This window comes from Ferruginibacter profundus (assembly GCF_054783275.1).
Map to the genome: position 1 here is coordinate 107514 of NZ_BAAGQW010000002.1, position 12980 is coordinate 120493.

The window sequence follows — 12980 nt, forward strand, 5'->3', positions numbered from 1 at the left end:
AACCAAAATTTTACATTAATAAAGCACCCTTACTTTAATTGTTCCCTTCACTTTACGCAGCAGCTCTACCGCATTTTTACTTAGCCCTTTATCTACATCCAATACCACATAACCGATAGCTTCATTGGTTTTTAAGTACTGGCCCAGGATGTTTATTTTATGTTTGCTCAGTTGCGTATTTATTTCGGATAATACACCGGGCACATTGTTATGAATATGCAATATGCGGTGCGTACCTTCCTGCGGGGGCAGGCTTAAGGCAGGCACAGTATGCGAACCGTAAGTAACGCCTTTCTCCAAATAATTAAACAATTTATTACTTACATCTTCGCCAATATTCTGTTGTGCTTCCTGTGTGCTGCCACCAATATGAGGGGTTAATATCACATTGCTTAATCCCTGCAATGGAGTAGTAAATTTATCGCCGTTTTTTTCAGGTTCCCATGGAAACACATCAATGGCCGCACCACCTAAATGGCCCTCTTTTAAAGATTTTGCCAGCGCATCAAGGTCAACCACTTCGCCCCTTGCATAGTTAATGAGTATGCCGCCTTTTTTAAAATACTTTAAGTTGCTTTTGTTGATCAGGTTTTTAGTACTTGCCAATTCGGGCACGTGTAGGGTTACAATATCAGCATGACTTACCAGTTCCTTCAATGTTTTTTTATCTTCTGCATTGCCTAATGGCAGCTTGGTTTCAACATCATAAAAAATCACTTTCATTCCCAGGCCTTCGGCCAGTACACTTAACTGGCTGCCGATATTACCGTAACCAATTATACCCAGCGTTTTGCCACGCAATTCATAGCTGCCGCTGGCATCTTTATTCCATATGCCTTCATGTGCTGCCCTGTTCTTATCTACAATTCTTCTTATCAGCATTATTGAAGCCCCAATCACTAATTCCGCCACACTTCTTGTATTGCTGTAGGGCGCATTAAAAACAGCCACGCCTTTATTGGTGGCTTCTTTCAGATCTACCTGGTTAGTACCAATACAAAAACAACCAATGGCCTGTAGTTTTTCGGCGGCATCCAGCACTTTTTTTGTAATCTGCGTCTTACTTCTGATACCCAGCAAATGCACATTTTTTACCGCTGTAATCAATTCTTCTTCGGACAGGGCGCCGTTTATTTTTTTAACCGTAGCATAACCCGCTGCGTTAAAGAACTTTACTGCTACATCACTTATATTTTCTAAAAAAAGAATATTAATTTTTTCTTTGGGATAACTGGTTATTTTTTTTTCTGCCATGATATTTACGCCGTATTTTGTGCAAATATATTCTATCTATGTCTTAATATTTTTATGATACCAACTTTTTCGACCTTATTCAATAAAACGGCTGATAATTCAAAATGGCAACGTTTGCGTAATATCCCTGCTGTACTTATTGTAATTACTACATTATTTTCCTGTCAGTCAACCACACCAAAAACGGCCGGCAGTGCTGTTAAGGATACCGCCGGTATTATTGAATTACCCAAACCCGTTCCTCTTTCAAAAGCCGAAGCAGAACGTTTACGCATTGGCTGCGAACAATGGTTTGACTCTGCATTGCTTTATAAAGGATATAACGGAAGTATGCTGGTGGCTAAAAACGGCAATATCGTTTTTGAAAAATATACCGGTACCGGCCATTTACCGGGCAACGATCTGCTCACCGCCACTACACCTTTACAAATTGCTTCTACTTCCAAAACCTTTACTGCCATGGCAGTTTTAAAACTGTGGCAGGAAGGCAAACTGAATATTGACGATGAGCTGAGCAAATACATCAAAATTTTTAATTACCCCGGTGTAACCATACGTTCTTTATTAAACCACCGCAGCGGCCTGCCCAATTACCTGTATTTTATGGAAAAACTGGGATGGGATAAAAAGAAAATTGCCAGTAACGAAGATGTGCTGAATTATATGGTTACCAAAAAGGCGGAACTTGAAAATATCACTTCTCCCAATACACACTTCACTTATTGCAATACCAATTATGCCTTGCTGGCTTTGCTGATTGAAAATGTCAGCGGCCAAAAATTTCCTACCTACCTGCAGCAAAATTTTTTTGGGCCACTGCAAATGAAAAACACTTTTGTTTACCTGCCCTCCGATTCTGTAAAAGTTAATTACAGTTACGACTGGAGAGGAGGTTTAATTCCTTTTAATTCATCGGATGGGGTGTATGGCGATAAGAATATTTACACCACGCCAGAAGACCTTTTGATATGGGACAGGGCTTTATCCAGCAAAAAAATATTTACAGAAGAAACCCTGGCACAAGCCTATGCCCCTTATAGCAACGAAAAACCGGGCGTAAGAAATTACGGGCTGGGCTGGCGCATGAATATGTATACTGATGGCAAAAAAATGATCTACCACAATGGCTGGTGGCATGGCAGCCGTGCGGTATTTATAAGGTTGCTGAAAGAAGATGCCACCATTATCCTTATCAGCAATAAAGATTTTCGTTCTATTTATCATGCTAAAATTTTAGCCAACCTGTTTGGTGATTATTATACCGGCGAAGAAGATGAAGAAAGTGACGCCGCAAAAATTACCGACAACTCCTCTACTGCAAAACCGGCAGCAGCCAAAGCACCGGCACCTGAACTTTCGAAAAAGAATGCTAAAATGCAAAAGTTGTTTAAAGACAGGAACAAAGTAAACAAGCACTAGGATTTGTGCTGTATAATTCTGAGGCTGCTGTAACCGCATTTGTAAACTGCATTTATTTTGTAATGCACCTAAACTTGCATTTTTTGCAGGTTATTGCAGCCAATGTGCAATAATAGTGAGTATTTTTTGCGGTTTTTTGCAATAATTTTCTTTTATTTGAAGACTAATTGCCAGGCTAATGCTCAAAAAAGAAAGACAGGCGTATATTGTACACCAGGTAAACCTGCATAATAAAGTGCTGTCTGCCAGCCTGAGCACAGAAATAGACGTATCAGAAGATACTATCCGCAGAGATCTGCAGGAGCTTGCAGAAGAAGGCAAATTAATAAAAGTACACGGCGGCGCCCTCTCTCCTGCGTTCAATGATATTACCTACCCTTCCAAAAAAGTTTATTCGCAGGATAATAAAAGAATCATTGCCGAAAAAGCAGTGCAGTTAATTAAAGACGGCATGTTTGTTTTAACGGGCGGTGGTACCACTATTATAGAATTGGCAAGATCATTACCGGTTTCTTTATCGGCCACTTTTATTTCGGGCAGTATACCGGCTATTGTTGAGTATATGCACCATCCCAATATTGAAGTGATTGTTATTGGTGATAAGCTATCCAAAAATTCTAAAATAACATTGGGTGCAGATGCGCTTACCCGTATCAGAAGCCTTAAGCCCGACCTTTGTTTTTTAGGTATCAATTCTATTAATCCCGAGCACGGCATTACCGATAACGACTGGGATGTGGTGCATTTGAAACAAGCGATGATCAAGGCTTCTCAAAAAACGGTATGCCTTACTATTTCTGAAAAGATCAGTAGTATACAACCTATTCATGTTTGCGATTTAGATAAGATAGATATTTTGATAACAGAATTGCCACACGATCATCCTATGCTGCAGCCTTATAAGGATGCAGGGGTAACTGTGTTATAAGTATATAATGTTGTTTTGCTATTATGAATTCCAATCTCCTGCCAAGAACCAACCCGTTTGTACACCTATGTATCATTAATTTTTTAAACCAACTAAACTACACAATATGAGAAAATTAATACGACGAGTATTATGTCCGTTACTGCTTTTCATAAGCAGTAATGTATTCAGCCAGGGCAATGCCGTTTCCGGTGTTGTAATTGGCGACGATGATAATGCACCTTTAAAAGATGTAACGGTCACCCTTAAAGGAACAAATATTGCAACCAAAACCAACCAGGTTGGGTATTACAGTATTACCGCTCAAAAAGGGCAGATCCTGGTTTTTACCTTTGTAGATTATGTTCGCCAGGAACAGGTAGTAGGAAGCAGCAACACAATAAACGTAAGGTTGGTACTTTCGCAAAAGCAACTGAGCGAAGTGGTGGTAACTGCTTATGGTGCACAAAGAAATAAAAGAGAGCTTGCCTACCAGGCGCAAAATATTAAAGGAGATGAAATAGCACAAACACAAAAAGACAACTGGATAAATGCACTTGCCGGACGTGTAGCGGGTGCCAATATCACGCCTACTTCGGGTACCCCGGGAGCATCTACCTCAATTGTATTACGCGGTGCTGTATCCTTAGGCAACAGTAATCAGCCATTATTTATTGTAGATGGTGTGCCCATCGACAACCAGACATTAAACCAGGAAAATCTTATTTCAGCATCTAATGCTTCAGCCGTTTCTTTCGCTAACAGAAATAGTGATTATGGAAACAGGGCCGCAGATATTAATTCTGAAGATATAGAATCCATTACCATTTTAAAAGGACCGGAAGCAAGTGCCTTATATGGATCTGATGGTGCTTCAGGCGCTATCGTGATCACCACCAAAAAAGGAAAAATAGGAAAGGCTACGGTAAGCTACGATAATTCATTCCGCATGGAAAAAGTATATCTCTTTCCTGAAATACAGCAGGTATATGGAAGAGGGGCAAACGGAATTGCTGACCCCAACGCAACAGTTAACCCGTTTTCTGCCGGTGCCGTGTATGGATTTTTTGGGCCTAAATATCCCGCCAACACCAAGTTATATGATAATGTAAAATCTTTTTTTCAAACCGGGTTTACACAAAAACACAATTTAAATGTTGAAGGTGGTTCTGATGTTTCTACCTACAGGCTTTCTGTAAACTACCTGGATCAAAGCGGTGTTGTTCCAAAAACCGGCTTTGAAAGACTAACGATCAGGTTAGGTGGTTCTGCAAAAATTTCTCCTAAACTTAATATCAATACGTCTTTTGCCTATGCCAATTCAACAACGGATAAGGCTTCTAAAGGAGCCGGCGGCTACTTATTGAATCTGCTGAATTATCCTTCCGATCTTGATGTAAGGGATTATATTAACCCGGATGGAACAAGAAAGTTATACAGAAGTTCTTCTACATCAGTTTCTGCAGAATTTGATAATCCGTTCTGGGATGTAAATAAAAATCCATCGCAGGATAAATTAGACAGGATAACCGGAAACTTTACCGTTAATTTCAATCCATTAAAATGGTTGAACCTTGCGGCAATTGTCGGACTTGATTTTTATGGCCAAACAGGATTTCTTGTAACACATCCACAGTCAAGACTGGGATATGCAACAAATGGCTTTTACTCGCAGTACGAGCAAAACACTAAAAATCTAAACAATATATTCAGGGCAACTGTTAAAAAAACATTCGGCAAATTCTCTAACACCTTTACAGCAGGTTTGTCAGTGGATGATAATAAAACAAAAATAGAATCGCAGCGTGGTGAAAGATTTTATGAAGCCGATTTTATTTCGATAAATAATACAGACCCTTTAAGCAGGGATGCCAAAACAACTTTTTTAAACGACCGTAAAGTGAGGTTCTTTGGCAACTATGTATTAGGTTATAATAATTTAGCCTACCTGTCGCTTGCCGGAAGCCGTGAAGGTACCTCCAAACTTGTATCAAGAAAAATTGATAAAGATCCTTACTACAACTTCGGGTCAGCCTCTTTAAGTTTTGTATTTACTGATATTAAGGCGGTACAAAAACTTGATTGGTTAAATTACGGAAAGGCAAGGATTTCTTATGGCACTACCGGTAAGGGGCCATCGTTACAATACATAATCGACAATACATTTGTTTCGCAGATTACTACCGGTGGCGGCTATGCATATGGCGTTACAGGTAATAACTATGACCTGAAGCCTGAATACACCGAAAATCTTGAATTTGGTGGTGAACTAAGGTTCCTGCATAACAGGTTGTCTATCGATGTTACCAGTTACAAATTAAAAAGCCGTGACCAGATCATTCCTGCAAGAATTAGTTATGGTACAGGTTTCGTGCTGAAATGGCTTAACGGTGGTATTGTAGAAAATAAAGGTATCGAGGCGGTTGTGAATTACAGTATTCTGAAAAAGAAAAATCTTACCTGGGATATTACAGCCAACTTTGACCGCAACAGGGGTAAAGTAATTGCACTTCCCAGCGGCTTACCTACTTACTACGATTCAGACACATGGGTATTTGGTAACCTGAGGTCGCAGGCTTATACCGGTGCTGCTATTGGTAACCTTGCAGGATTTTCTCTGGCCAAGAATGCCAATGGCGATATCCTGATCAACCCATCATCGGGTTTACCTATATCAAACGGAGATTTTACTACTGTGGGTGACAGGCAACCTGATTTCAGGGTAGGTTTAATTAATACCCTTACCTACAAAGATTTCAGCCTGAGCTTTAACCTCGATTTCAGAAAGGGCGGAGATGTATTTAATGGTAATGAGTATTTTCTTTTCCTAACAGGCCTTAGCAAAAAAAGCTTGGATAGAGAAAGACCTGTAACCATTACCGGAGTTTTAAATGACGGATTGCAGAACACATCTAATCCTACAAAAAGTACAATAACAGTTTATCCTTATTACCGTAGTGATTTTTATGGTACCTCAGTGGCAACAGAAGCTGACTTTATAGAATCTGTTAACTGGATGAGATTAAGAGATGCAACATTGACCTATCGTTTGCCGCAGTCGCTTTTAAAAAGACAAAAAGTGGTGAGAAGTGCTTCAGTATTTGTAACCGGCACCGACCTGTTTATCATTACCAATTATACAGGTGCTGACCCAAGTGTAAATACAAATAATGCTTCTAACAGGGGAGTTGGTGGTGCAGGTATTGATTATGGTTCACTATCTACCCCAAGAGGATTAAATGCCGGCATTAAAGTTCAATTTTAATCAACATGAAAAAAACTTATAAAATGAAAAAAATATTTATAATCGCAATGATGGTAATGATGGGTATCGCCACATTGAGCAGTTGTAAAAAATACCTTGATATCAACAGTGATCCGGATACACCTCAGTTCCCTGATGTATCCTCCGTATTTCCTACACAGCTGGCGGGTATACCCAGGGGCTTACAGTACGACTCCCGCTATTGCGGAAGATTTATTCAAAACTGGTTATCCTTTTCCAGCACATCAAGTGCCGCCAATGTAAATTTCGACCGTATGGGCTATACTGCTGCCAGTGATGCCAATGGAGATATATGGCGCCAGGTATATTTTGGTATGGGTAAAAACCTAAATTATATAATTGATGAAGGATTGAAAAAACAGCAATGGGATTATGTGGGAGCTGCCTATGCGCTTAAAGCGATGATGTTTCAATATTGCACCGATTACCATGGTGATATTATTTATTCGGAAGCATTTGCAGAAAACCAGGCGTCATTTAAATTTGATGACCAGCAGACCGTATACAAGGGTGTGGATTCTCTTTGCAGACTTGCCATCAACTATTTAAGCAATACAGCTTATAGTCCTACAACTTCAAGATTGGCAAAAGGAGATTACATTTATAACGGTTCTACAGATAAATGGCTGAAATTTACCTATGGTTTATTGGCAAGAAATTTTCATCGCATCACTAACAAATCTACTTACAATGCCGATTCTGTAATTTATTATTGTGATAAGTCGATGGCGCTTGTTGATGATGATTTTGTAATACCCTTTGATGCCTCAAAAAATGATGATACCAATTTTTATGGTACATACCGTGATAACCTTACTGTTTTTCGCCAGAGCAATTACATTGTAAAACTTTTAGATGGCAGTATATTAAGTGGCGTAGCGGCATCATCGTCTACCGCCTATAACAGGGACCCCAGGATGAAGCATATGCTTACGTGCTCACAGGATACTACCAATGGCAATGGCGGTTTCAGGGGCGTTGATCCGGGTGCCGGCGATCCGGGAGCTACCACCAAAAGGGTATCTGCACCATGGGCTGATAGTGTTTATGCCAACCCAAGTTCAGCAGTTTTTTCTTCTCAGTACAAAAGGTATCTTTTTGCAGATAAAGTGGTTTTCCCGGTTATGACTGCATCAGAAATTCAGTTTATGAAAGCCGAAGCTGCTTTCCGTAAAACAGATAAAGCCACTGCACTTGCAGCTTATACCAAGGGCATCAATCTTCATTTTGATTTTATAAACAGAACAACCTTCCCGAGAGGTAATGGTGTAATCTATAATACATCACCAATAAGTGCATCGGAACGTAATGCATACCTTAATGGAAATGATGTAAGAAGAAGTACTGCAACATTAAATTTAAGTGATATCATGTTGCAGAAATATATTGCGCTATGGGGTTGGGGCTTCTTTGAAACTTTTGTAGACATGCGCAGGTTTCATTACATCGACCTGGACCCTGCTACAGGCACACAGGTATACCTGGGTTTTGCATTGCCAACAACACTGGCACCGGAAAATTTAAACAAGCCGGTTTACCGTGTTCGTCCCAGGTACAATTCAGAATATGTATGGAACAGGGATGAGTTGTTAAGGATAGGCGCTCTTAACGGCGATTACCATACTTACGAATGCTGGTTCTCTCAACCCTAATGTTTATCAAAAAATAATAAAATGAATTTTATGAAAAGAAACTATTTATATTTATTTGCGTTGCTGTTTGTAATAACAGCCTGCAAAAAAAATACTTATAATATTACTGACCGGGAAGGCGTGGACAATAAAGCACTGGTAAAACTTGGTTTATTCAGTATGACCGCCGCAAGCACCAATGTGCTTATTTATAATAACGGTGAAAGAATCAGCGGCGCCATTGCAAGCCCCTACCCTTACCCGGGAGGTGGGTATAATACCGGAGGTAACAGTAATGGTGATTATTTTGCCGTAAATCCCGGCGAAAATCACTTTGAGTTATTTACTACTAACCCCAATACTGCCAACCTGATAACCAGGGTTTTTGAAACTACGCAGAGTGTTGAAGCCAATAACAGGTTTACGATTTATATAGCCGATACCGGTACAACTGCAACAGCTGTTAAAACACCGGACAACGCTACTGCTCCTGATTCAGGTTTTGCAAGGATCAGATTTATAAACCTGATCCCTAATTCGGGCAGTGTGGATTTTTATAAGGGTAACACACTTTTAAAAGGAGGCATTGCCTATAAATCCTTCACCGATTTTTTTGATATCCCCGCAGTTACTCCCGATTCTTTTTCAATACGTACAGCCGGTTCTGCACCGGGCTCCGCTTTATCAGCTTTGGCATACTACAGGTTTACACCAAACATAAACCAACGCATTTATTCATTCCTGTGCAGAGGTTACATAGGTGCCGCAGATGCATTACGTAAACCCAATGTATCAATATCTGTTAACCAATAAAATTTAAACAATGAGAATATTAAGTCATAAATTTTTAATCGTCTGTTTGTTTGCATTTATTGCTACAGCTGTTTTTACCGGTTGCGAAAAAGACGATACACCCGCTGTAACCGAAACAGAAAACCTGGATACCAAAATAGCGGCCAATACAGATCTCACCTTGTTTCAGTATGCGTTAAAAAAGACCCGTTTAAATACTTTTACGCAGGGTGGAGGACCATTTACTTTATTTGCTCCTACTAATGCTGCTTTTGGTGCCATAGGCATTACCAACGAAGCCGGAATTAACGCATTGGATTCTAACCTGCTGGTACAGATATTAACCTATCATATACAAGCCAATGCCCGTACTTATGTGGAAATTCCCCTTGGGCCAAATGCTACAATGAGCACACAGGGTGGTTATACACAATATGCATCCAGGTATATTGGTGGCAGTGCCTATGTAAACGGTGCTAAAATAATTACTGCCGATGTTAAAGCAACCAATGGTGTAATGCATATTATTGACAGGGTATTAATTCCACCGTATTATAATGCCCTTGTAAATATGACGGCAGTACCAGATTATGCAAGAATGGTTCAGGCAATTAATAAAACAGCCATCACCAGCACATTTACCGGCGGAACAGCTACCATTTTTGCAGTTCCCAATAGTGTAATGGTTGCTGCAGGGTACGACTCAACAACAATTGCTAATCTTGTTCCTGCAAGTGCGCCCTATGTACTGCTCAGCAATATTTTAAAATATCATGTGGTACCACAGCGTATTTTTTCACCCGACTTTAAAGCCGGCAACCTGAAAACTGTGCAGGGAACTACTGTTGCCGTAAGCTTTAGCGGCACTACCATTAATATTAAAGGCACTACCAATGCGGCACCTTTCCAGTTAACATCGGGTAACCTTGCCTGCAGCAATGGCGTGTTGCATAGCATTAACGGCCTGTTAAAATATTAACAGTATCTTACTTCTGTTAAAAAGAAAGGCGCAATTTTATTGTGCCTTTCTTTTTAATTTTAAGAAACATAATCTATTCGCAAATGAAAAAATTGCTTTTGCTACTTTCTCTATGGTATACAGGCCTTTCTATAACGGCTCAATCAACGCAAAAAAAAATTATTACCGCGTTAGATTCTTTTGCTTATAACAGGCCCCAGGAAAAAGCATACCTGCAAACAGATAAATCAAATTACCTGGCCGGAGAAACCATCTGGTACAAAGCCTATGTGACACTTGGCGAAAAATTAACGATACTCAGCAAAGTTGTTTATGTGGATATTACAGATGCTTCCGGCAAGATCGTTGAGAAGCACATGCTTAAACTTTCCAATGGCCTTGCAAAAGGCGGGCTGATCATTAAAAATGAAATGCCCTACGGCACTTATCATTTAAGATGTTATACACTATGGATGTTAAATTTCCCTGAATTTATCACCAGCAAAAAAATCACTGTTCTTAATTACACTACTGATAAAAAAAATATCCAGCCTACTGCAAACACCAGTACCAATATTGCGGTACAATTTTTCCCCGAGGGCGGCAACCTTGTAAGTGGATTAAAAAGCGTGGTAGCTTTTAAAGCAACCGATCAGTATAATAATCCCGTACCGGTAACCGGAAAAATTATCAATTCAAAAAATGAGACTGTGGCTTCTTTTACAACACAGCACGACGGTATGGGCATATTTGAATTATTACCGGCAAGCGGAGAAAGTTATAAAACTATAGTAAGCTACAACAATATTGAAAAAACGTTGATGCTGCCTGCTGCACGGCAGGAAGGGGTAATACTTACCGTTGATAACGATAACCCTAATAAAATATTTGTAAAGGCAGAAAGAAGTGAAAAAAATAAAACCCAATACAATAAACTGATTATAACTGCCCAGCTCAATTATCAGCTTGCCTATCTGAATCAACTGAATATAGATGAAGGTTTGGATGCCGTTGCCATCAATAAAAAAAATCTGCCTCCGGGTATTATGACAATAACCGTATTAACCGAAGACGGTACTCCTATTGCAGAAAGAATTGTATTTGTTGCAAATCATACTATCAACAATGACCTGTTGCAGGGCACGTTAATTAATACGGCAAAAAGGAAGCAAAATACATTTACAATTGATACGCATGATTTTGAAAAGTTTAACGGGGCAATATCAGTTACAAATGCAGATGGTGATGAGGGTGTTAATACAACATCAATAATTTCTGACCTGCTGTTATCGTCGGATATAAAAGGCCATATTAATAACCCTGCTTATTACTTTAAAGATAAAACCACAGAAACATTAAAGCACCTGGACCTGGTGATGCTTACAAACGGATGGCGACGTTTTAAGCTTGATGAATTGCTGAGCAACCATCTTCCTCCATTACAATTTGGTTTTGAGACCGGTTTAAGTATAAGCGGCAAAGTATTACAAAGCAATGGAAAATCTGCATTAAAAGCCGGTAAAATAAACCTTATTATAAAAGCAGAAGACTCAACCAATATCATATCTGAAGCCAGGCTTGACAGCAATTCAAATTTTATTGTTGATAATATCGAATACAAAAAAGAGGCTACTATCTATTACCAGGGCACCAATACCAATAAAGAAAATGCAATTGTAACTGTTAAAGTAAATGATGCCTATTTTGATACCCTAAAAAAAGCAGCTCCTTACCTTACTGACATACAGCATCAAAATGAAAAAATACTGGCATTTAATAACCAGCTGATACAGGCAAAATTTAAAAGTGATTCCAGCTTTGGAAAAACATTGCAGACTGTTACCGTAAAAGGAAAAAAACGTTCCGTTACAGACTCATTGAATGCGGTATACGCTTCAGATATTTTTTTCGACAGTGATCAGACATTGGTACTTGATGAAAATGCTCACTATTTTGATATGTGGCAATTTTTACAGCGAATGGTACCGGGCATCAACATCAATAAAACGGATACCGGAATGCAGGTAAGTTTCAACAGGTACTCCGGGCTCAACTTTTTTTCAGGCGATGCCGGAGGCAATGCAGTACAATTCTATTTAAATGAAGTACCCGTTTCTGTTGATATCATCGATGCCTTAAATCCATCCGATGTAGGTATTGTAAAAGTATACAAAGGCGTTACCGGCATTGCCTTAGGAGCAGACAGGGGAGCCATTGCTTTATATACGCTTAAAGGAAAGTCAACAAGAGATTGGCGGCAAAAAGGATTCGACTTTTTTAAAAAGAATGGCTTTACAGTGAGCAGGGAATTTTATGAAATGGACTATTCAAAATTAAACCCTGAAAGCAGTTTTTCGGATGTACGCACTACATTGTATTGGAATCCCGATATCAAAATACAAGATGGCAAAGCAGTTATTAATTTTTATAATGATGATAGCTGCAAAAAATTTAAAGTAGTAGCAGAAGGAATTGACAGCAACGGAAAATTATTGCACATAGAAAAACTCATACAATAACCGGTTTACTATAAAGGCATTTTTTTCTGTGTACCGGCATATTTATGGGCAATAAACGAAAGCGGTAATCCGATCATAACTATAAGGATAAGCGCTGCTTTTATTAATCTGAACGCAGTAAAAGGCGGTGTGCGTACATTACTCAGCGGCACTACAATAAAATTCATTATTGCCCAGATGAATATACCATACACAATACCTGTAAGCACCCAAT

General features: G+C 39.3%; 8 protein-coding genes. 7 read left to right on the forward strand and 1 reads right to left on the reverse strand.

What is annotated here, in order from left to right; all coding sequences use genetic code 11:
* Positions 1-15 precede the first annotated feature (15 nt).
* Positions 16-1254, reverse strand: coding sequence for a phosphoglycerate dehydrogenase (serA, locus tag ACYVM0_RS10580; RefSeq protein WP_460556632.1), 1239 nt, complete (start codon positions 1252-1254; stop codon positions 16-18).
* Between the two features lie 54 nt (positions 1255-1308).
* Here serA and ACYVM0_RS10585 point away from each other — a divergent pair, with 54 nt between their 5' ends.
* The 7 genes from ACYVM0_RS10585 (at position 1309) to ACYVM0_RS10615 (ending at position 12766) form a co-directional block, all read left to right on the forward strand.
* Entirely contained in the window at positions 1309-2673 is a 1365-nt protein-coding gene (locus tag ACYVM0_RS10585; RefSeq protein WP_460556636.1) for a serine hydrolase domain-containing protein, read from the forward strand.
* Positions 2674-2851: 178 nt separating this feature from the next.
* Entirely contained in the window at positions 2852-3601 is a 750-nt protein-coding gene (locus ACYVM0_RS10590) for a DeoR/GlpR family DNA-binding transcription regulator (protein ID WP_460556639.1), read from the forward strand.
* A gap of 106 nt (positions 3602-3707) precedes the next feature.
* Positions 3708-6845 carry a SusC/RagA family TonB-linked outer membrane protein gene (locus ACYVM0_RS10595; protein WP_460556642.1) on the forward strand — a complete coding sequence of 1046 codons (3138 nt, stop codon included), beginning with the start codon at positions 3708-3710 and terminating at the stop codon, positions 6843-6845.
* 23 nt (positions 6846-6868) lie between these two features.
* Positions 6869-8518, forward strand: a complete 1650-nt coding sequence (locus ACYVM0_RS10600; protein ID WP_460556645.1) for a SusD/RagB family nutrient-binding outer membrane lipoprotein — start codon at positions 6869-6871, stop codon at positions 8516-8518.
* Between the two features lie 30 nt (positions 8519-8548).
* Entirely contained in the window at positions 8549-9310 is a 762-nt protein-coding gene (locus ACYVM0_RS10605; protein WP_460556648.1) for a DUF4397 domain-containing protein, read from the forward strand.
* Positions 9311-9320: 10 nt separating this feature from the next.
* Positions 9321-10268: a fasciclin domain-containing protein gene (locus tag ACYVM0_RS10610; RefSeq protein ID WP_460556651.1), complete on the forward strand. Its 948-nt coding sequence runs from the start codon at positions 9321-9323 to the stop codon at positions 10266-10268.
* An 83-nt stretch (positions 10269-10351) separates the two neighbouring features.
* Positions 10352-12766, forward strand: coding sequence for a hypothetical protein (locus ACYVM0_RS10615; protein ID WP_460556654.1), 2415 nt, complete (start codon positions 10352-10354; stop codon positions 12764-12766).
* Positions 12767-12980 lie beyond the last annotated feature (214 nt).